Raw genomic sequence first — 19,022 nt, 5'->3', positions numbered from 1 at the left:
AAAGGGAGGGCTCATGGCCTTGTCATTCCACCCGCCGGCGGCCGCGTTTCTGCTGGCGATGCTCGCCACTCACCCGGCGTCCGCAGAAACGGCACTGCCGGACATCACCCGCTTCGAAGCGATGCAGCTGAAGAACGCCTGCTCGGCCGACATCGCGCGCTTCTGCGCCAAGGTGAAGCCCGGCGAAGGCCGGATTGCCCGATGCATGCTGCCCCACAAGGCCGAGATTTCCGGGCCCTGCCGGGCCAAGGTGAAGGAGGTGATGGAGAAATGAGCATCACCGTCCGCGAGCCCGGGTGCAGGGCCGCGCCCGTCGCGGACGCATCGTCCCGCATGGCGGCGCACGCGCCCAACGCGCTGGGGCTGATCCCGCCGCGGCCGCCCGCACGGCCGCGGCGGCGGAGCGCGGCGCTCGCGGCGATCGTCGCTATCGCGCTCACCGCGGGGGGCCTCGCGATGCGATTTGCGTTGCCCCATTCCGTGGAGCAGGTGCCTGTCCTGCCACAGACCTTCAGCGCGGAAGTTCTCGCCCCGGCGACCTTGGAGGCAGAGCGCCGTGCCAACATCGCCATGGAGCGGACAGGCCGCATCGCGGCGCTGGGCGCTGCGGAGGGTGACGTCGTGGCAAAGGGCGACGTGATCGCACGGCTTGAAGCAGAAGACCTCGCCGCCGAGCTTGAAGCAGCCGAGGCCACCGAGCAGGCCGCCCAGCTCGGCGTGACGATGGCCGAGGCGGAGAAGGCGCGTGCCGACGCCACCTTGTCGCGTGTCACCGGCGAGGAGGCCCGCAAGCGCACGCTCGTCACGCGCGGTGTCGTTTCCACGGCCGGCCACGAGGTGGCGCGCGCGGCCCTCGACGAGGCCGCGGCGGACCAGACCCGCGCCGAAGCCGCGCTCGCCCGTGCGCGCTCCGATGCCGATGCCGCCGCCGCGCGCACAAGAGTCCGGCGCGCCCAACTGTCCGACACCGTGATCCGCGCCCCGATCGGCGGCGTCCTGGTGGAGCAGCCGGCGAATGTCGGCGACACGCTCAGCCAGGGGGCCCCGATCGCCACCATCGTCGATCCGAAAACGCTCGTGTTCACCGCGATGCTGGATGAGAGCGCCGTGCAGCATGTCGACGTGGGGCAGACGGCCCGGATCGCCCCCGCCGGTTCCGGCGCGCCCATCGCAGCGCGCGTCGTGCGCATCGGCCGGACGGTGGAGGAGGGGACGCGCGAGTTCGCCGTCGACCTTGCGCCCGAACGGGTGCCGGCGCGATGGGCAATGGGTGAGCGCGCCCGCGCCACGGTGTCGACCGGAACGCGAAGCGGCGTGCTTGCCGCCCCCTCCGGCGCACTCGCGCCGCGGGACGGGGTGCAAGGCGTCTGGATCGCCAACCAGGGGCGGCTCAGCTGGCGGCCGGTGACGCTCGGTGACGTGACCGCCGGCGCGGTCGAGATCCGCGAAGGGATTGCGCCCGGCGAAGTGGTCGCCCTCACCGACCGCGCCTTCGAGCGCATGCGCGTGGTGCCTGCCGACGGCCCGGTTGCCGGGAGGGACGGGTGAACCTTGCCCTCAAGGACATTCTTCATGCCCCGGCCCGGTTCGCGCTGACGGTGGCGTGCGTCGCCTTCCTGATCACCGCGGCAAGCGGCATGGTCGGCCTTTATCGCGGCATCGTCGCCGACGCGCTTCTCATCGTAGAGCGAGTCGGGGCGGACCTCTGGATCGTGCAGAAGGACAAGGCCGGTCCGTTCTCGGAGCGCTCGGTGATCCCCGCCAGCCTCGAAAGGCGGGTTGCCGGTCTCGCGGGCGTTTCGAACGCGCGCCGTTTCGTGCAGCTCAGCCAGCAGTTCGCGCATGAGGGTCACCCGCTGCGCGCCGCAATTGTCGGCGTTGACGTTTCGGCCGACGACGGGGACTGGATTGCGCTCTCCCGCGGCCGGATGATCCGCCGGGGCCGCTTCGAGGCGGTCGCCGACCGCTCCGTCGGCCTGTCACTCGGCGACCGGGTCACCATCGCCGGGGAGGATTACGCGATTGTGGGCCTTGCCGAGGGGATGGTGGACCTTGCCGGCGACGGGATGATGTTTCTTGCCATCAACGATGTGCTGGCGATCGCGGGGCACCGGACGGCGGCAGAGATCCGCGCAAGCGGGCACCATGCAGGCAGCGCGGCTTCGAAAGGTGGCGACCCTGAGGTGGCCGCAATCCTCGCCACGCTGGAACCTGGCGCAGACGCCGCCGCGGTGATTGCGGCCATGGAGGCGTGGGGCGACGTTTCGGTGCTGACGCGCGACGACCAGCGCCGTCTGCTCCTCGATCAGCGCCTCTGGCGGCTCAGGGTCCAGATCCTCGCCTTCACCCTGGTGCTTCTGGCGGTCACGACAATTGTCGTCTCGCTCATCGTCTACACGATGACGATGGAGAAGCTTCACACCATCGCCATGCTGAAGCTGATGGGGGCAAGACGGCGCGTCATCGCGGCGATGATCCTGCAGCAGGCCGCGCTGATCGGCGTGATGGGTTTCGCTGCCGGCCTGGCGCTCGCGGCGGCGGTGTTTCCCCACTTCCCGCGCCGTGTGCTGATCGAGCCGATGGATGCGGCCGTCCTCTTCGCGGCGGTCGCGGTCCTCGCGATCACGGCCGGGCTTGTGGGCATTCGCCGGGCAACGCGCGTGCGCGCGCAGGATGTCCTGGCGTGAGGGCGGCCTTGGACGGCATGGCATCGGCGGCCGCGCAGGACCGGGAGGCGCCGGTTCTTTCGGTGCGCGGCGTCGCCAAGGTCTTCGGCAGCGGCGACACGCGGGTCGCAGCCCTCGCTGGCGTCTCGCTTGAGGCGCACGCCGGGGAGCTCGTCGGCGTGGTGGGCGAATCGGGCTCCGGCAAGAGCACGATGCTTCTCATCGCCGGCCTTCTGGAGCCGCCGAGCGAGGGCGAGATCTGGCTCTCGGGCACCAGGGTCTCCACGCCGCAAGCCGATCTCGACGCGCTGCGCGACCTCCGCCGCACCGCGATCGGCTTCGTGTTCCAGAAGGCCAACCTCATCCCGTTCCTGACAGCCGGCGAAAACGTCGCCCTGGCGCTCACCATCGACGACGTGCCGCTCGCCTCCGCTCTCCCCCACGCCGAGACGATGCTGACGCAGCTTGGCCTCGGCCATCGCCTCGGCGCGCGGCCGACCAAGCTGTCGGGCGGCGAGCAGAGCCGTGTCGCGATTGCCCGTGCGCTTGCCACCGACCCTGCGCTGATCCTAGCCGACGAGCCCACCGCCGCGCTGGATTCGGTTCGTGGCCGTCAGGTAATGGAGCTCCTGCGCACAATTGCCGACCATCGCCGCGCAGCGGTCGTAGTCGTGACGCACGACCAGCGTTCGCTGGACCTCTTCGACCGGACTTACGTCTTCAGCGATGGCAAGGTTGTGGAGTGTCACCGGCCCCGCGGCTGAATCCGGCGTTCATGCAAGGCCGGGAAATTCCCTCTGTTACAAACGCTGACAAACCAACATGCGCCATCAATACCATTCGCCACCCAGCGAAATTATCTGTTCTTCTACGAGATTTGTCTCGGAATTCACTTTGTAAAGAAGGGTAGATTCGATGAGTGATCATGGCGGCAATGATGCAACGATGACGATGCTGGAAACGATCTTCGGTACGGGTGCGGCAGAAGAGCTGATCGGAACCTCCCAACCAGACAAGATCTTTGCCTTCGGCGGCGACGACACCGTCTTCGGCGCCGCTGACGACGACCGGATTTTCGGCGGCGGCGGCCAAGACAGCCTGGCGGGCGGCGAAGGTGACGACCGGCTCGTCGGGGGCGGCGGCAACGACAGCGTGGCGGGCGGTGAAGGCGACGACCGCATTGACGGCGGTCGCGGCCACGACAGTCTGGTCGGCGGTGAAGGTGACGACCTCGTGCGGGGCGGCGGCGGCAACGACACCATCTACGGCAACTACGGCGACGACACGCTTCTTGGCGGGGGCGGGGACGACGTCATCTACGGCGAGGAGCTTTATGAAACGCCGAGCTTCGGGCGCGATCTCATCCGCGGGGGCCGGGGCGACGACACCATTTATGGCGGTTCGTTCGAGGATACGATCTATGGCGGCGCGGGTGACGACGTGATCACGGCGGGCAACTTCAACGGCGGCGACTCGCTGGCGAGCCGGTTGAACGGCGGCGGCGGCAACGATCAGATCACCGGCAGTGGCTACGGCGATGTGATCAAGGGCGGCGGCGGCACTGACGTGATCACCTCGGGGGACGGCGAGGACCAGATCATCTTCAAGGTCGGCGGCGGTGCCGACACGATCACCGACTTCAACGCGCTGGACGACACACTCAAGGTGCGCGGCGCCGGCCTCGGTGCGCAGGAGCTCGTGGATCTCGCCGAACAGATCGGCACCGACACCGTGCTCGACTTCGGCGGCGGCGACACGGTCACGCTGGAAAACTTCAACGCCAACCTTCTTTCGGTCGACAATTTCTTCTGACCTTTGCCGTGGCGCCCTGACATGTCGTCGGTCTGAAGCGGACCCCGCCATGTGAGCGCCGCGGCTTCTCCCGCCCCACCGCTGGCTGCTGGCCACCGAGCCCCATGTCCCCTCCCGGAGCACCGAGCGGAGTTATCGAAGCAGCTTAGCGGCAAATTAACGTGCTCTACGCCTCGAGGCGGAAATGATTGCACCCGTCCGGGCCGACCACGAATAATGCGGGTCGCGCCGGCGCACCCGGGCGTACACTGACAGCATCGCCAGGAGGCCCCCGTTCGGACCCAAAATCGCAGGCCGGGTGAGCGGACGCACGAACCGCACATTTTCACGCGCGAGGCGCGATTGCAGCGCGGCTCGGAATGATGGGGCGAGGGGCGCCGCGGGGGAGATGGAGGCGATTGCCGCCACGGTCTCCAGGCAGTGTACGATCCACATCTCGTCAAGTTCTGTTTCGCTTGCGCTGCGCCACTGCGCATGAGCGGAGCCGGCCCAGATCCGTTTTTTGTAAAGCGCGCGGGGGACACGAACGATCGCGCCTTGCGCTGCCATCCGGGCGACCCAGAGTGTGTCCGCGCCGAAGTCGGCGAGCGCCCATGTCGGCACCAGATGGCGCGGTGCTGCCTTACGGCGGAACACGCCGCGCCACGCGATTGCGGGGAAGTGGTGGCGCAGGATGCCCTCCAGCCGCGCGCGCCGGTTGCCAGTTTCGCCGGGTTCGCTCACGATCCGGTCGGCGTTGAGAAAAGACATGTCGCAGAAGGCGAGAACGGCGGCGGAATTGTTGTCCAGCGCCGTCATCAAGGTGTGAAGATAGCCTGGCAGCAGAATGTCGTCATGCGGCAGGATCATCGCCCGCGGCTCCGTTGCGAGACGCAGCGCCGCGTTGGTGTTGCGGACCCAGCCGAAACGGTGCGGCTGGACCACGAGGCGCAGGCGCTCCCCCGCAAGACAATCGCGCGCAATTTCTTCCGTCCGGTCCGGCGGCGCCCCTTCGCTCGGCCCGTCGACAGAGACGACGAATTCGCGCTCGAAATCACCCTCTTGTGCAACGGCCGCACGCAGGGTCTCTTCCAAAAAGGCTTCGGCCCGAAACGCCGGAATACAGATCGAGATGGCAGGCGTTGGGTTCACTCCGGCTCGTTGCTCAGCCTTGCGGTGCACTGGCGGCGGGCCTCACGCCATCACCATTGCGGCAGTCCGCGAGGCAAACAGGGGCGCCATCGTCAGCTTGCCGGTATCGACGCTGAAATAGCCGGGCTCCAGCATCTGCGGGCCGATTTCGAAGCGGTGGTGCAGTTCGGTTTCGCGCTGGTCAACATCGCCCGCGCCCCACGAGGTGATGACGCCCGGTGTCAGGGTGGGTGCTTCGGCACCAGCCAGCACGGCAGTGAGCCCCGGCACGATCGCACCGAGGCGCGTCGCAGCATCTTCGAACAGGCACTCCTCTTCACGCGCGCCCAGCGGTTGGCGCCAGTCATCCGGTGGGGCAATCGCATCGGTCCGGGCGATACAGCCGGAGGGATACCAGGACAGGTAAAGCCGGCCGCCGCCATAATTGACGACGTCACCAAACGCACCGAGCACCAGTGTGGCGCTTTCCACGGCGGGCCGATCGGCCGGCACGCGCACCACCATGCCGACCTTGCGCCGGTGCAGGACCGGCCGCCGGGTCACATGGCCAAGCGTGGCATCCAGCTTCAGGCGTTGATCCCAGGCAGCGTTGACCACCCGGTCGAAGCGGCCGAGCGGACCGTTTGCCGTCATCGGGATCGTGCCGCCCCCCGCCGTCCGCGCAAAACCGGTCACGGTGCAGCCGAACACGGTTTCGATGCGCTCGTCGGCGGCTACGGCGGCACCGATCGCGGCCCGCAGGAAAGCCGGGTCGACGGCGCGCTCCGTGGTTGCGAAGGCCGCCAGCGCCGGCCCGTCTGCGCCACAGGCTGGATCATCAGCAAGGCGCCGGACCGGCTCAAAGCGGGCAGCGCCCCCCAGATAAGACACGCCGGGAGCCGCGAGGCGCTCGGCGATCATCGCGTCGACCTTGCCGTAGAATGCCGCGAGTTCCTGCGGGCTGGACAGCGAGCCGGGCAGAACGCGGTAGACGAACGGGGCGGAGAGGTGCCGCGCGAACGCCTCGGTCCCGACATGACGGCCGACGATGGCGGCGAAGGCGAAGGCCCCATCCAGCATCAGCCTGGCCGTGCGATCGGGCGCGTCGCGGGCGAACACATAACCAAGGTGGATCTTGCCCTCGCCCGCCGCGGAAGCGCCGGCGAAAACCCCCGGACCACGGTCGGCGAGGACGACACGGGCACCCCGCGCCGCAAGTTCCAACGCTGTAAGGCACCCGAGGAGACCCGCCCCGACGATGAAGACCGACCGCCGGTCCCGTTTCCTGCCGCGATCCCCCGCCGCCGGAGCGATGCGCCGGGGCCGGCGATCAACCGGCAACGCGCCACCAGCAATCTCTGCCGGAGGCCTCGACGACGGAGTGTGACGGAGTGAACGGGACAAGTACGCAAATCCGATGATGCACCAGGGTAGTGCACCAGACCTTACAAATAAACCTGCGTAAGACAGGCGCGCGCCAGCGATTGTGTCTGCTTTGCGCTTGACGCCGACGTCCGCGTTTTCTCGCAGAAGCAAGGGTTTTAGAGGTTGGTGCAGACGTCAACTTCGAGAGCATGGTATACAATTCGGCGTCGCAGCTAGATCAGTTCGCGCTCAGTCTGGGTCATAGCCGGCTGCTCGGAAGGAGGCTGGGGCCTAGTCTGGCGTGACGAGGTCGAGGATTTCGCCGATGCGGTCCCACAGGTTGGCAACGGTTCGCTCCGCCGCCTTTCGAAGGAGCGCCTTGATCCTGGCGAAGGTCATCTCGATCGGGTTGAAGTCGGGGCTACAGGGCGGCAGGAACACGAGCCTCGCCCCGGCGCTCTCGACCAGGGCGCGAACCCGGCAGCCCATGTGACTGAGGTGCGCCCCGGAAATTGGACGGTGGCGTAAGCTATTGAAGGGACCTGCTGGTCTTCGATGAGAGGAGATCAGCGAAGACGACACGCAAGCAGCACAATGCGGCGTTCAAGGCGAAGGTGGCGCTCGAGGCCTTGAAGGGTGAAGAGACGGTGGCGGAGCTGGCCGCCCGTTTTGGTGTCCACCCGACGATGATCCATCAATGGAAGAAGCAGCTGCTGGAGGGCGCATCGGATGTGTTCGAACGCGGCCGCAAGGGGCGAGAACCTGCGGCGAGCGATTAGACGGTCCGTGACCTTCCCGCCAAGATCGGCGAGCTGGCGGTGGCCAACGATTTTTTATCGCGAAAGCTCAAACCCCGGGGCGGGATGTGAGGCGGACGATGGTGGAGAAGGACCATCCCGCACTGTCGGTCACGCAGCAGTGCCGGCTCCTGCCGATCCGGCCGTCGACGTTTCACCAATCTCCTGGCGGTGAGACGGCCGAGAACCTGGCGCTGATGCGCCGGATCGACGAGCGGTTTCTGAGAGTCGCCGTTCTATGGAGTGCGGCAGATGACGTGGCACCTGCGGGGCGAGGGTGAGATGGTGAACCCCAAACGGATCCCGCGGCTGATGCGGCTCATGGGTCGGATGCCGATCTACCAGCGGCCGAACACGAGCGCCTCTGCGAAGGCGCACAAGGTCTGGCCGTATCTGCTCCGCGGCGGAACGATCGACCGGCCGGGCGAGGTCTGGTGCGCCGATGTCACCTACATCCCGATGGCGCGCGGCTTCCCCTACCTCGTGGCGATCATGGACTGGGCCAGCCGCAAGGTGCTGGCCTGGCGCCTCAGCAATACGTTGGAGGCGGACCCCTGCGTGGAAGCGCTGGAAGAGGCCCTTGCCCGTTTTGGACCGCCCTCGATCATGAATACGGACCAGGGCAACCAATTTACGTCGTGGGCCTAGACGAGTTGCCATCAGACGGCCGAGGTGAAGATCCCGATGGACGGCGAGGGCCGGTTCCTCGACAACATCTTCATCGAGCGCCTGTGGCGCTCTCTGAAGTACGAATCCGTCTATCTTCACGCCTTGTCCGGCGGCCGCGAAGCCCGCGCTGGCATCGGGCAGTGGATAACGTTTTACAATCAGCGGCGCCCGCATTCGGCCCTTGGCGGACGGACGCCAAGCGCCGCATTCCACGCAACCATCATCAACAAGGGCCGAACCAACCAGCAGATCCCGGCTGTAGCTTAAAATACCGCCCAAACCGTCCAACCGATGGGAAGCACCTCAGACCACCCCCATCGCTGTGTTTCAAAGGGCGCTCTGAGCGCTTTAAAGGTTTGATCTGCAAGTCGGAAGTGGCAAGGCCGCTTTCATCTGTTGGTATCGTGTCGCGCTCTGATGAGCGCGATGGATGAGATATGAGCATATCTACCTACAGACACGCTGGATACCAACAGCATAAAACGGACAACGCCGGACCGGGAACAGGACGAAAGTCAGCGTTTGCTAGGCGTTTTGGCTTGATCTGGACCCTGTCAGACAAGCCAATGGTGCCGGTTGAGGGACTCGAACCCCCGACCTTCGGTTTACAAAACCGCTGCTCTACCAGCTGAGCTAAACCGGCCCTCAGGGACACCCATAATCCGGTCTGCGGCGGGTGAAAAGGGGGCGGTTGCCATCCGGCGGAGGGCAGGCGCAACCCGGGTGGCCGATGGGTAACACCCCGGCGGCTTTGTGCGGGCTGTTGCGGCGGCGGGTGGGTGGCGGCGTTGATGGCGAGGCGGGCAGGCGCTACCCTTGCGAAATTGCTCCGGAGGGACTTATGCGCATTCTCGCTGTCGCACTTCTTGCGGCACTCGCCACGTCGGTCTGGTCCGTGCCGCAGCCGATGGCGGCCGATCTGGCTGGTCCCGCTTCGGCCTACGCCTGCGAATACAGGGCGCCCGGCCACTACGGCGCCTACGACCCATGGTCCCGCAGGGAAGAGCGCACCCCGCGCAAGGGCGTGTGGTATTACACCCAGAACCCGGCGCCTACGGTCAACTTCCTCATCCCGATGCACGGGCGCCTCTGCCTTCGTCCCACACCGTGGACCCCCGCATGGTACGAATATTGTTCGCGTCGCTGGCCGAGCTTCAACCGCAACACCGGCACGATCGAAACGCCGGACGGCCGCCGGATGTGCATGTAGTCATCCCCGTGGCGCCGACAGGGCGCCGCGCTGAGGTGTGAAGCCAGACGGGCGCCCATCCGGGGCGCCTTTTTTGTGGCGACAATCCCGTGAGCCGGTCAGCTCTGCAGCGCCTCGAGGTCGCGGAACAGCTCCAGAGCTTCCGGGTTGGCCAGCGCCTCGCGGTTCTTGATCTCGCGGCCGTGCACAATGTCGCGCACCGCAAGCTCCACGATCTTGCCGGACTTGGTGCGCGGAATATCGGCCACCGCCACCACCTTGGCAGGAACGTGGCGCGGGGTGGCCCCGGTGCGCACCTGCGTGCGGATCGTCTTCACAAGATCGTCGGTCAACGTCGCGCCGTCGGCCAGGCGCACGAAGAGGACCACCCGCACGTCGCCGTCAAAATCCTGGCCGATGGCAAGCGCTTCGATCACCTCGGGGATCTGCTCCACCTGCGCGTAGATTTCCGCCGTGCCGATGCGCACGCCGCCGGGGTTGAGCGTCGCGTCGGACCGGCCGTGGATGATGATCCCGCCATGGGATGTCCACTCGGCAAAGTCGCCGTGGCACCAGATGTTTTCAAACCGGTCGAAATAGGCTGCGCGGTATTTTTTGCCCGCGGGATCGTTCCAGAACATGATCGGCATGGACGGGAACGGCTTGCGGCAGACGAGTTCCCCCTTGCCGCTGGCAAGGTGGGTGCCGTCATCGGCGGCAACGTCGGTCGCCATGCCGAGGCCGGGGCCCTGAATTTCGCCGGCATAGACCGGAAGGGTCGGCACGCCCAGCACGAAGCACGACACGATATCGGTGCCGCCGGAAATCGACGCCAGATGCACGTCGGTCCGGATTGCTTCGTAGACCCAGCGGAAGCTTTCTGCCGCCAGCGGGGAGCCGGTGGAGGCGATCGTGCGCAGCGCCGATAGGTCGTGGCTTTCCTTCGGCTCAACGCCTTCTTTCTTCAGCGCATCCAGATATTTCGCGCTGGTGCCAAAAAAGCTGATGGCCTCGTCCTGCGCGTAATCCCACAGAACGGTGGGGGCGGGCGCAAAGGGGGACCCGTCGTAAAGGATCAGCGTTGCTTCCGACGCCAGCGCGGTGATCAGCCAGTTCCACATCATCCAGCCGCAGGTGGTGAAGTAGAACACGCGGTCGCCGGCCTTGATGTCCGCGTGGTAGCGGTGCTCCTTCATGTGCTGGATGAGAGTGCCGCCAGCGCCGTGCACGATGCACTTCGGCACGCCGGTGGTGCCGGACGAGAACAGAATGAAAAGCGGTGCGTTGAAGGCCACGCGGGTGAAGGCGGGCTCGGTTTCCGCCCGCGCCTCGATCTTTGGATAGAGCACCGCGCCTGCCACTTCGGTGGCCAGCTCCTGTGCGCGCAGATCATCGAGATAAGGCACGATGACCACGGCGGCGGGGGCGAGCACCTGCGCCACCGCGCCGACCTTCGCCGAAATGTCGATGGGCTTGCCGTTGTACCAGTAGCCATCGACCGAAACGAACACGGTGGGCTCAATCTGGCCGAACCGGTCCAGCACGCCGCGCTCGCCGAAATCAGGCGAGCAGGACGAGAACACCGCGCCCAGCGAAGCGGCCGCCATGCAGACCACAATGGTCTCCGGCATGTTGGGCATCATCGCCGCAACGCGGTCGCCGGCGCCGACGCCGGCTTCGGCGAGAAAGGCCTGCATCCTTGCCACGGCGGCACGAAGCGCGCCGCGCGTCATCCGGCGCTCGGTCTTGTCCTCCCCGCGGAAGACGATGGCTTCGGCGTCGGCGTCACCGGCGAGGCAGTTTTCGGCGTAGTTGATCCGCCCCTCGGGAAAAAAGGCAGCGTCCGGCATCCGGGCCGCGTTTTCCAGCACCGTACCGCCCTTGTCGCCGATGATGCCGAGGTCGTCCCACACAATGTCCCAGAATGCGCTCTGTGCCTCGATCGAATAGGCGTGGAGGTCGCGGAAGCTCGTGAGCGGGCGGCCCGCGCGGTCGGAGCAGCGGGCGGCGAGCGCCATCATTGCAGTGGCTTCGGGGTGGGCAGGCTTCCACAGCGCAGTGTCGCTCATCACTTGCTCCTCAGGCATCGATATCCGCCGTCCCGGCGGAACTTCTTACGCCAACTGTAGGAATGGCGCTGGTCCGTGCCTATATCATGGCCTGTGGAGGATGGAATGAGTGAGATGAATACCCGCGCATCGAGCGCCGAACGCGTTTTGGGCGGCACGCCCATGGGCGTGGTCGTGCGCCTTCTGGTGATGTCTTTTGTTGTCGGTGTGATCCTGACGGCGCTGGATCTCAGCCCGGTGGATCTTATCCGCTGGGCCGAAGAGCAGCTGCGCTTCCTGTCGTCGATGAGTTTCGACACGCTGGAAGAGGTGGGTGCGATCCTGGCGCTGGGCGCCGTGGTTGTGGTGCCGGTGTGGCTGATCCTGCGCGTGCTGCGCATGTTCGGCCGCTGAGGGGCGAGACCTCGCCCATGGGTCCCGCGGTTGTCGCGGCGCCCGCACCCTGTTAGAGCCCGCGCCGGACATCGACGCGGGGTCACCCTTTGCCAGACGTTGTAGACGCGCCCCCGTTCCTGACTGCGCCGGCCCTGTCGTCGGCCGGCATCAGGCATGGGTTCTTCACCCGGCAGGGCGGGGTGTCGTCCGGCATCTACGCCAGCCTCAACGCCGGTCGCGGCTCAGCGGACCGGCCGGACGATGTGGCTGAGAACCGCGCACGGATTGCCGGTGCCATGGGCGTACCGGCCACGGCCCTGGTGTCCATGAACCAGATCCATTCGGCCGACGTGTTGACGCTGGACGCACCGCCGGACGGGCGCCCGAAAGTGGACGGGCTGGTGACAACGCGTCCCGGCATTGCCCTTGGCGTTCTCCATGCTGACTGCGCGCCGGTTCTGTTTGCCGATGCCGGAAATCGCGTGATCGGCGGGGCCCACGCCGGATGGCGGGGCGCAACCGGCGGCATTCTGGAAGCGACGGTGGACGAAATGGTGGCGCAAGGCGCAAGGCGCAGCGCAATCGTGGCTGTCGTCGGCCCCACCATCGGCGCACCTTCCTACGAAGTCGGCCCGGATTTTCCCGCGCCCGTCATTGACGCCAACCCGGAGGCGGCGCGCTGCTTCGCGCCAAGTGCCCGGCCGGGGCATCACATGTTCGACCTTCCGGGTTATATCGTCATGCGGCTTTCGGCAGCCGGGGTCGGCACGGTGGAGAATCTCGGCCTCGACACGTACGCTGACCCGGACCGTTTCTTCTCCTACCGGCGGACGACCCACCGGGGCGAGGCGGACTACGGCCGGATGCTGGCGGCAATCGCACTGGAGGCCTGACCCCATGGCACTGCATTTTGCGCGGGACGAATACGAGGCGCGGATGGCACGCGTGCAGGCCGACATGGCCGAACGCAAGCTCGATGCGCTGCTCCTGTTCAGCCAGGAGAGCATGTACTGGCTCACCGGCTACGACACGTTCGGGTTCGTGTTCTTCCAGTGCCTGGTGGTGAAGCGGGACGGACGCATGTCGCTGATCACGCGTTCGGCGGATCTGCGGCAGGCCCGACATACCTCCATCATCGAGGAAATTCTGGTCTGGACGGACCGGGCCGGGGTCGACCCCACCCGCGCGCTGAAAGACCATCTGTTCGAGCTGGATCTCCTCGGCGCCCATATTGGCGTGGAGCTGGACACCCACGGTCTGACGGCGCGCAATGGCCAGCGGCTCGACGATCAGCTCCGCCGTTTCGGCACCCTGCACGATGCGTCGGACCTTGTGCCGGCGCTGCGGGCCATCAAGAGCCCTGCGGAAATTGCAATTGTGCGCGAGGCGGCGCGCCTTGGCGATGCGGCCTGGCGCGCCGGTGTCGACATGGCAGCGCCAGGCGTGGATGAAGGCGCCATTCTGGCCGCCATGCAGGGCTCCGTTCTTGCCGGCGGCGGCGACTATCCCGGCAACGAGTTCGTCATCGGCTCGGGCGAGGACGCGCTCCTGTGCCGCTACAAGTCCGGCCGCCGGGCGCTTTCGGCCGACGACCAGATGACCATCGAGATTGCCGGCGTCTGGCGCCATTATCATGCGGCAATGATGGACACGGTGGTGATCGGCACCCCGCGCCCGCGCCAGCATGAGCTGTTCGATGCGGCGGAGGCGGCGCTCGCGCGGGTGGTGGCAGCGATGCGTCCGGGCAACACCTTCGGCGAAGTGTTCGAAGCACACGCGCAGGAGCTGAACGATCGTGATATGCAGGCACACAAGTTGAATGCGTGCGGTTACTCCCTTGGCGCGACGTTCACCCCGTCATGGATGGACCCGCCCATGTTCTACAGCGGCAACGAAGCGGCAGTCGAACCCAACATGGTGCTGTTTGCGCACATGATTCTGATGGACTCCGAAAGCCGGACCGCAATGACGCTGGGCCGCACCTACCTCACGACGGACGCGGATGCAGAGCCGCTGTCGGCCATCGCGCCGGCGTTCGTGGCCCGATGATCCGCGCCGCGCTCCTTCTCGTCGTGGCGGTCACGCTGGCCGCCTGCCAGCAGCCGAGCCTCACCGGAATTGCCGCCGGCGTCGGCCGCGAGATGGCGCCGCCGCGTGCGCCTCTGGCCGATCCGGCAGACGCCACGTTCGCCTTCCTGCCGTTTCCCGGCATTCCGGGCAACGTGAGCGATGCGCTGCTCCGCCGGATCTGGCTTCGCGCGGGGCAGGAGGGCCTCACGGTCATCAAGCGGCCGGGCGGGCCGGCGCTGTTCACGGTGGAGGGCTCGCTGACCGCGACCTCCAACGAAACCAATTCGCTGATCTTTTATGTGTTCGACGTGAAAGACATCAGCGGCCGCCGCCTTCACCGGATCGTCGGCGAGCAGCGTTCCGAAGAGTCCGGGGGAGATCCCTGGGACAACGTCAACCGGGACGACCTGGACCTCATTGCAATTCGCCTGTCGGCGCTCATCAATGCCTGGCTCAATGCCGGCGCCTGAGGCCCGTTCGGGCCTGCTCTGCGGTGGAGCGATGGCAGCCATGGCCACGAAACGCCTTGTGGTGGCAGCGCCCGCCATGACACGAGGATCGTTCTCAACACGATGAAACGCGCCAGGAGCCCTCTGAACTGATGTCCGTCTCGGAAATGAAGCTCGTCGCAGGCAACTCCAACCGCGCCTTGGCCGATGCGATTGCCAACTATCTCGACATGCCGCTGACCCAGTGCGTCGTGCGCCGCTTCGCCGACCAGGAGGTGTTCGTCGAGATCCGCGAGAATGTCCGCGGCGCGGACGCGTTCGTGATCCAGTCGACGTCGTATCCGGCGAACGACAATCTGATGGAGCTGCTCATCATCATCGATGCGCTCCTGCGCGCATCGGCCCGGCGCATCACCGCCGTGATCCCCTATTTCGGTTACGCCCGGCAGGACCGCAAGACAGGCGGCCGCACGCCCATCTCCGCCAAGCTCGTCGCCAACATGATTGCACGGGCCGGCGCCGACCGCGTCCTGACGCTGGACCTTCACGCCGGCCAGATCCAGGGCTTCTTCGATATCCCGACCGACAACCTCTACGTCGCCCCGGTGATGACGCGCGACATCAAGGAGCGCTACCAGCTCGACAACACCATGGTCGTCTCGCCGGACGTTGGCGGTGTGGTGCGTGCGCGCGACCTTGCCAAGCGCATCGGCGCGCCGCTCGCCATAGTCGACAAGCGGCGCGAGCGGGCGGGCGAATCCGAAGTGATGAACATCATCGGCAACGTGGAAGGGCGGGACTGCCTGCTGTTCGACGACATCGTCGATTCAGGTGGCACCCTGTGCAACGCGGCCGACGCGCTGCTGGACGCCGGTGCCAACAAGGTGTCGGCCTACATCACCCACGGCGTCCTTTCGGGCGGCGCGGTGGCGCGGATCGAAGCCTCACGGCTGGATGAGCTGGTGATTTCCGATTCCATCGAGGCGACCGAAGCGGTGCGCAATGCCAAGCGGATCCGCTCGGTCTCCATCGCCAACCTTATTGGCGAAGGCATCAGCCGCACTGCGCTGGAACAGTCGGTCTCCACGCTGTTCGATTAGGGCCGCGAACCCCCGTCCGGGGCGCATCGGCTGCCCCGGTTGCTGCCCCCGCTCAGCGGGGGTGGTGGCTGCTGTAGGCGCGTGAGGCGGCCACAGCATCAATATAGGGCTCCTGATGGTCGACGCTCCAGTAGCGCAGCTCGGTCAGGGGAATTGCCTGTCCGGTGATGGCGCAGCGCACGAAGCTCCCCGGCTGCACGACCTGAAAGTCGCCGTCGAGATATCGCAGTTTTGCCTCACCGCCGGGACGTCCTGGCATTTCGTGTCGGTTCATCGTGCTCCTGCCGGTGCCGGGTGAAGCCGCTTGAGCACGGTGAAATGCTCTTCCGCCTGCACCTTCATCACCTGGCGCGTCTGCCGCGCCGTTTGTTCCACCTGGTCGCGCGTCATGATCTTCAGCGGCAGGCCGGTCGATTGTGCGAGGACCTGCTGCCGCGCGGCGCGCTCCAGATAATATAGGTCATCGAACGCTTCTGCCACAGACCCGCCGCACACCGTGACGCCATGGTGCTTCAGAAAGAACACATCGGCGTGCATATGAGCCTTGGCGCTGGCGGCGATGGCTTCGCCCTCTGCCTCGTCCAGCGCCAACCCGCCGAACTCCTCCACATAATTGATGCGTCCGGCGAACCGGCATGCAGTCTGATGCGCCATTTCCAGCTTGCCGCCTTCCACCATGGTCAGCGCGGTGACATGGGGCATGTGGGTGTGCAGGACGGCGGCGTGGCGCGGGTTGGCCCGGTGCGCGGCCACATGAATGAAGCGCGCGGTGGCCTCCACTTCTCCGTCGCCCTCCAGCACGGTCCCGTCACCGTCGATCAGGACGAGATCGTCCGCCCGCATCTCGGACCAGTGGATGCCGTAGGGGTTGATGAGGTAGCGCTCCTCGTCGCCCGGCAGCGCCAGCGAAAAATGGTTGCAGATGCCTTCGTTGAGATCCATCGCAGCGGCGACGCGCAAGGCAGTGGCGAGATCTTCGCGGGCGGTGTCGGTCATCGGTCCTCCTCGCAGGCGCCCTGGGCCCGGCGCACACGCTGTTATCGTTCGCGCCGTTTGTGCCGCCTCGGGCGCGCAATCACAAGGCGGGGGCAGGGCGCAGTGACCATCGCGCGCCTAGAAGCCGTGCCTGTCGCCCTGCCTCGCACCGTGCGGCGCGGGCGCGGCAACGGCAATTTTGCCGTAAACAAAAGAAATAAGAGCGCACAAAATAATCTTCTTATTTTACACTATTGCAAATTTCCTGATTTTTCTCGCAGTTTGATGCCTTGAAAAATAAGGCAACAAAATGCGTATCATCATGGCTGCTGCTTGCTGTGTCATCCCGCTCTTGGCGGGGTGCGGCTCCATCGTTCGTGGAACCACTGAGGCAGTCTCAATCTATTCGACGCCCGAGGGCGCGAAAATTAAAACAGATAACGGTCATGAGTGCGATACGTCATGTACGTTCAAGGTCGCCCGGCGGGAAACCTTCACGGTGACTGTTTCCAAGCCAGGGTATCGAACGGAGGAAGTCTACGTCGATACTGTGGTGAGTGCAGGGGGGGCGGCGGCAATGTCGGGGAATGTTCTTCTCGGCGGCGTCGTCGGTGCCGGCGTGGACGTTGCAACGGGCGCGGGGCTGGATCACAGCCCCAACCCGGTCCGCGTCGATCTGCAGCCCCTCGGCTCCGCGCCAAAACGGGCCAGGGGTAAAAACAGTGCGGCCAAGGGTACACCGACGTCCTGAGGAATGACGACAGGGCGCTGTCGCTCGCGCAGCGCACCCTCCCGCGGCGCCGTCAGGTCTCGGTGCCGCCGATGGTCATCGCGTTGATGCGGATGGTGGGCTGGCCGACGCCAACGGGCACCCACTGGCCGGCCTTGCCGCATGTGCCGATGCCGTCGTCCAGCGCCATGTCGTTGCCGACGGCAGCGACGCGGGTCAGCGCATCCGGCCCGTTGCCGATCAGCATCGCGCCCTTCACGGGTTCGGCAATCTTGCCATCGCGCAGGCGATAGCCCTCGGTGCACGAAAACACGAACTTTCCGGATGTGATGTCCACCTGCCCGCCGCCGAAGGAGACCATGTAGAACCCATCCTTGACGCCTTCGCGGATCTCGCCGGGGTCGGTGTCGCCGGCGCGCATGACGGTATTGGTCATCCGCGGCATGATTGTGTGGGCGTAGGACTGGCGGCGGCCGTTGCCGGTGGGCACCATCCCCATCAGCCGCGCATTCTGCCGGTCCTGCATGTAGCCGACCAGCCGTCCGTCTTCGATCAGCACCGTCTCGTTGCTGGGGGTGCCTTCGTCATCGATGGAGAGGGAGCCGCGGCGATCCGCAATGGTGCCGTCGTCGACGACGGTCACGCCGGGCGCGGCAACGCGCTCGCCCATCAGGCCCGCAAACGCGCTGGTCTTGCGGCGGTTGAAATCGCCCTCCAGGCCGTGCCCGATGGCCTCGTGCAACAGGATGCCCGGCCAGCCGGGGCCGAGGACGACGTCGAACGTGCCGGCGGGGGCGGGAACAGCCTCAAGGTTGACCAGCGCGCGGCGGAGCGCCTCGTCGACGGCGCCGCGCCACGAGTTCTCGGCGATGAAGCGCGCGTAGGGTTCGCGCCCGCCCATGCCGTAGTTGCCGGTTTCCTGCCGCCCCTCATGGGCGACCATCACGGTGACGGAAAAGCGCACCAGCGGCCGCACGTCGGCCAGCCGCTGCCCGTCCGCGCGCAGGATGTTCACGATCTGGCGTTCGGCGGCGAGGCTGGCGGACACCTGCGCCACGCGGGGGTCTTTGGCGCGGGCATAGGCGTCGATTTCGGCCAGCAGCGCGGCCTTGTCGCCGAAACCCGGCTCGGACACGGGGTCGATGTCTCGGTAAAGGGCGCGGTTGGTGCCGGGCGGGGCGACGTCCACCTCGCCGGCGCGGCCGCGGCCTGCCATGGCCACCGTCTGCGCCGCGCGGGCGAGCGCCCCATCGGAAATATCGGAGGAATGGGCGACTGCAACGGTCTCGCCGGCGACGGCGCGCAGGCCAAAGCCTTCGGAGACATCGAACGCGGCCGATTTCATCTTCCCGTCGTCGAACACCAGGCTTTCGGTGGTCCGGTGCTCGACGAACAGTTCGCCATCGTCGGAGCCCTGCAGGGCTTCGGCAACGCGGCGCGTGGCGGCACCGGCGTCGAGCCCGTAGCGGGCGAGAAGGTCATCGGCCATCAGTGGCTCCTTCGCGTGGACATCAAAAGGGCGGGCGGCCCGTTATCGCTGACGGGGGCCGCGCGGGACGTTGGGGGCCCGCGGCGAATCGGGGCCGCGAGGGGCGGGCGCGCGGGGCGCATTGCCGCTTGGCTCGTCGAGCGCGCCGCTGGAGGGC

At 66.5% G+C, this 19,022-nt stretch carries 19 protein-coding genes, 1 tRNA gene and 2 pseudogenes; 14 read left to right on the top strand and 8 right to left on the bottom strand.

The genetic code is table 11. The annotated features are described in order from the left end of the window. The first annotated feature begins 13 nt into the window (after nucleotides 1-13). The 5 genes from RDV64_RS05725 to RDV64_RS05705 all read left to right on the top strand — a co-directional run bounded on the left by RDV64_RS05725 (nucleotide 14) and on the right by RDV64_RS05705 (nucleotide 4,478). Nucleotides 14-274 carry a cysteine rich repeat-containing protein gene (locus RDV64_RS05725; protein ID WP_309198309.1) on the top strand — a complete coding sequence of 87 codons (261 nt, stop codon included), beginning with the start codon at nucleotides 14-16 and terminating at the stop codon, nucleotides 272-274. Beyond that, the gene (locus RDV64_RS05720) at nucleotides 271-1,548 is read left to right on the top strand and encodes an efflux RND transporter periplasmic adaptor subunit (RefSeq protein WP_309198308.1); all 1,278 of its coding nucleotides are present in this window, start codon (nucleotides 271-273) and stop codon (nucleotides 1,546-1,548) included. The genes RDV64_RS05725 and RDV64_RS05720 overlap by 4 nt, the downstream gene beginning before the upstream one ends. Continuing rightward, nucleotides 1,545-2,687 carry an ABC transporter permease gene (locus tag RDV64_RS05715; protein ID WP_309198307.1) on the top strand — a complete coding sequence of 381 codons (1,143 nt, stop codon included), beginning with the start codon at nucleotides 1,545-1,547 and terminating at the stop codon, nucleotides 2,685-2,687. Before RDV64_RS05720 ends, RDV64_RS05715 begins: the two co-directional genes overlap by 4 nt. Continuing rightward, the gene (locus RDV64_RS05710) at nucleotides 2,684-3,430 is read left to right on the top strand and encodes an ABC transporter ATP-binding protein (protein ID WP_309198306.1); all 747 of its coding nucleotides are present in this window, start codon (nucleotides 2,684-2,686) and stop codon (nucleotides 3,428-3,430) included. The genes RDV64_RS05715 and RDV64_RS05710 overlap by 4 nt, the downstream gene beginning before the upstream one ends. Before the next feature lie 151 nt (nucleotides 3,431-3,581). Further along, a complete protein-coding gene (locus RDV64_RS05705) occupies nucleotides 3,582-4,478 on the top strand; it encodes a calcium-binding protein (protein WP_309198305.1) in 897 nt (298 codons plus the stop codon). Nucleotides 4,479-4,634: 156 nt separating this feature from the next. Here the strand turns inward: RDV64_RS05705 and RDV64_RS05700 are convergent, their stop codons facing one another. The 3 genes and pseudogenes from RDV64_RS05700 to RDV64_RS05690 all read right to left on the bottom strand — a co-directional run. Further along, the gene (locus RDV64_RS05700; RefSeq protein WP_309198304.1) at nucleotides 4,635-5,609 is read right to left on the bottom strand and encodes a glycosyltransferase family 2 protein; all 975 of its coding nucleotides are present in this window, start codon (nucleotides 5,607-5,609) and stop codon (nucleotides 4,635-4,637) included. A 42-nt stretch (nucleotides 5,610-5,651) separates the two neighbouring features. Continuing rightward, a complete protein-coding gene (locus RDV64_RS05695; protein ID WP_309198303.1) occupies nucleotides 5,652-6,929 on the bottom strand; it encodes an FAD-dependent oxidoreductase in 1,278 nt (425 codons plus the stop codon). Nucleotides 6,930-7,244: 315 nt separating this feature from the next. Beyond that, nucleotides 7,245-7,448 (bottom strand): annotated as a pseudogene (locus RDV64_RS05690) (transposase); the annotation flags it as partial. 50 nt (nucleotides 7,449-7,498) lie between these two features. On the opposite strand from RDV64_RS05690, the pseudogene RDV64_RS05685 reads away from it, so the two are divergent. After that, a pseudogene (locus RDV64_RS05685) lies at nucleotides 7,499-8,686 on the top strand (IS3 family transposase). Between the two features lie 300 nt (nucleotides 8,687-8,986). Here RDV64_RS05685 and RDV64_RS05680 read toward each other — a convergent pair. Next, nucleotides 8,987-9,062, bottom strand: a tRNA-Thr gene (locus RDV64_RS05680). 198 nt (nucleotides 9,063-9,260) lie between these two features. Between RDV64_RS05680 and RDV64_RS05675 the strand changes: the two genes are divergently transcribed. After that, complete coding sequence (locus RDV64_RS05675) at nucleotides 9,261-9,629, top strand: hypothetical protein (RefSeq protein WP_309198302.1); 369 nt, start codon at nucleotides 9,261-9,263, stop codon at nucleotides 9,627-9,629. A gap of 98 nt (nucleotides 9,630-9,727) precedes the next feature. Here RDV64_RS05675 and RDV64_RS05670 read toward each other — a convergent pair whose 3' ends face one another. Then, nucleotides 9,728-11,677 (bottom strand): acetoacetate--CoA ligase, encoded by a 1,950-nt coding sequence (locus RDV64_RS05670; protein ID WP_309198301.1) that lies wholly within the window; start codon nucleotides 11,675-11,677, stop codon nucleotides 9,728-9,730. 105 nt (nucleotides 11,678-11,782) lie between these two features. On the opposite strand from RDV64_RS05670, the gene RDV64_RS05665 reads away from it, so the two are divergent. The 5 genes from RDV64_RS05665 to RDV64_RS05645 all read left to right on the top strand — a co-directional run bounded on the left by RDV64_RS05665 (nucleotide 11,783) and on the right by RDV64_RS05645 (nucleotide 15,671). Then, the gene (locus RDV64_RS05665) at nucleotides 11,783-12,070 is read left to right on the top strand and encodes a DUF6460 domain-containing protein (RefSeq protein WP_309198300.1); all 288 of its coding nucleotides are present in this window, start codon (nucleotides 11,783-11,785) and stop codon (nucleotides 12,068-12,070) included. A gap of 89 nt (nucleotides 12,071-12,159) precedes the next feature. Then, nucleotides 12,160-12,945 (top strand): peptidoglycan editing factor PgeF, encoded by a 786-nt coding sequence (gene pgeF, locus RDV64_RS05660; protein ID WP_309198299.1) that lies wholly within the window; start codon nucleotides 12,160-12,162, stop codon nucleotides 12,943-12,945. 4 nt (nucleotides 12,946-12,949) lie between these two features. Further along, nucleotides 12,950-14,101: a Xaa-Pro peptidase family protein gene (locus RDV64_RS05655; RefSeq protein ID WP_309198298.1), complete on the top strand. Its 1,152-nt coding sequence runs from the start codon at nucleotides 12,950-12,952 to the stop codon at nucleotides 14,099-14,101. Further along, nucleotides 14,098-14,592 (top strand): hypothetical protein, encoded by a 495-nt coding sequence (locus tag RDV64_RS05650; RefSeq protein WP_309198297.1) that lies wholly within the window; start codon nucleotides 14,098-14,100, stop codon nucleotides 14,590-14,592. Before RDV64_RS05655 ends, RDV64_RS05650 begins: the two co-directional genes overlap by 4 nt. A 146-nt stretch (nucleotides 14,593-14,738) precedes the next feature. Continuing rightward, nucleotides 14,739-15,671, top strand: coding sequence for a ribose-phosphate pyrophosphokinase (locus tag RDV64_RS05645; protein ID WP_309199440.1), 933 nt, complete (start codon nucleotides 14,739-14,741; stop codon nucleotides 15,669-15,671). Nucleotides 15,672-15,723: 52 nt separating this feature from the next. Here RDV64_RS05645 and RDV64_RS05640 read toward each other — a convergent pair whose 3' ends face one another. Next, the gene (locus RDV64_RS05640) at nucleotides 15,724-15,945 is read right to left on the bottom strand and encodes a DUF2093 domain-containing protein (RefSeq protein WP_309198296.1); all 222 of its coding nucleotides are present in this window, start codon (nucleotides 15,943-15,945) and stop codon (nucleotides 15,724-15,726) included. Further along, nucleotides 15,942-16,667 (bottom strand): aldolase, encoded by a 726-nt coding sequence (locus RDV64_RS05635; RefSeq protein ID WP_309198295.1) that lies wholly within the window; start codon nucleotides 16,665-16,667, stop codon nucleotides 15,942-15,944. Before RDV64_RS05635 ends, RDV64_RS05640 begins: the two co-directional genes overlap by 4 nt. A gap of 102 nt (nucleotides 16,668-16,769) precedes the next feature. Between RDV64_RS05635 and RDV64_RS05630 the strand changes: the two genes are divergently transcribed. Beyond that, nucleotides 16,770-16,940: a hypothetical protein gene (locus RDV64_RS05630; RefSeq protein ID WP_309198294.1), complete on the top strand. Its 171-nt coding sequence runs from the start codon at nucleotides 16,770-16,772 to the stop codon at nucleotides 16,938-16,940. Nucleotides 16,941-16,956: 16 nt separating this feature from the next. Beyond that, the gene (locus RDV64_RS05625; protein WP_309198293.1) at nucleotides 16,957-17,397 is read left to right on the top strand and encodes a PEGA domain-containing protein; all 441 of its coding nucleotides are present in this window, start codon (nucleotides 16,957-16,959) and stop codon (nucleotides 17,395-17,397) included. Between the two features lie 52 nt (nucleotides 17,398-17,449). Here the strand turns inward: RDV64_RS05625 and RDV64_RS05620 are convergent, their stop codons facing one another. Then, nucleotides 17,450-18,865 (bottom strand): metallopeptidase TldD-related protein, encoded by a 1,416-nt coding sequence (locus RDV64_RS05620; RefSeq protein ID WP_309198292.1) that lies wholly within the window; start codon nucleotides 18,863-18,865, stop codon nucleotides 17,450-17,452. Between the last annotated feature and the right edge of the window lie 157 nt (nucleotides 18,866-19,022).

The organism is Acuticoccus sp. MNP-M23 (assembly GCF_031195445.1).
In the GTDB taxonomy this organism is placed as follows: Bacteria; Pseudomonadota; Alphaproteobacteria; order Rhizobiales; family Amorphaceae; genus Acuticoccus.
Note: the sequence above shows the minus strand (reverse complement) of the source record. Positions and strands in the feature narration are given on the sequence as shown.

Coding starts and splice junctions, on each gene's coding strand:
- RDV64_RS05725 (WP_309198309.1), top strand. CDS start 14: ATGGCCTTGTCATTCCACCCGCCGGCGGCCGCGTTTCTGCTGGCGATG.
- RDV64_RS05720 (WP_309198308.1), top strand. CDS start 271: ATGAGCATCACCGTCCGCGAGCCCGGGTGCAGGGCCGCGCCCGTCGCG.
- RDV64_RS05705 (WP_309198305.1), top strand. CDS start 3,582: ATGAGTGATCATGGCGGCAATGATGCAACGATGACGATGCTGGAAACG.
- RDV64_RS05675 (WP_309198302.1), top strand. CDS start 9,261: ATGCGCATTCTCGCTGTCGCACTTCTTGCGGCACTCGCCACGTCGGTC.
- RDV64_RS05670 (WP_309198301.1), bottom strand. CDS start 11,677: ATGAGCGACACTGCGCTGTGGAAGCCTGCCCACCCCGAAGCCACTGCA.
- RDV64_RS05665 (WP_309198300.1), top strand. CDS start 11,783: ATGAGTGAGATGAATACCCGCGCATCGAGCGCCGAACGCGTTTTGGGC.
- RDV64_RS05655 (WP_309198298.1), top strand. CDS start 12,950: ATGGCACTGCATTTTGCGCGGGACGAATACGAGGCGCGGATGGCACGC.
- RDV64_RS05650 (WP_309198297.1), top strand. CDS start 14,098: ATGATCCGCGCCGCGCTCCTTCTCGTCGTGGCGGTCACGCTGGCCGCC.
- RDV64_RS05645 (WP_309199440.1), top strand. CDS start 14,739: ATGAAGCTCGTCGCAGGCAACTCCAACCGCGCCTTGGCCGATGCGATT.
- RDV64_RS05640 (WP_309198296.1), bottom strand. CDS start 15,945: ATGAACCGACACGAAATGCCAGGACGTCCCGGCGGTGAGGCAAAACTG.
- RDV64_RS05635 (WP_309198295.1), bottom strand. CDS start 16,667: ATGACCGACACCGCCCGCGAAGATCTCGCCACTGCCTTGCGCGTCGCC.
- RDV64_RS05625 (WP_309198293.1), top strand. CDS start 16,957: ATGCGTATCATCATGGCTGCTGCTTGCTGTGTCATCCCGCTCTTGGCG.
- RDV64_RS05620 (WP_309198292.1), bottom strand. CDS start 18,865: ATGGCCGATGACCTTCTCGCCCGCTACGGGCTCGACGCCGGTGCCGCC.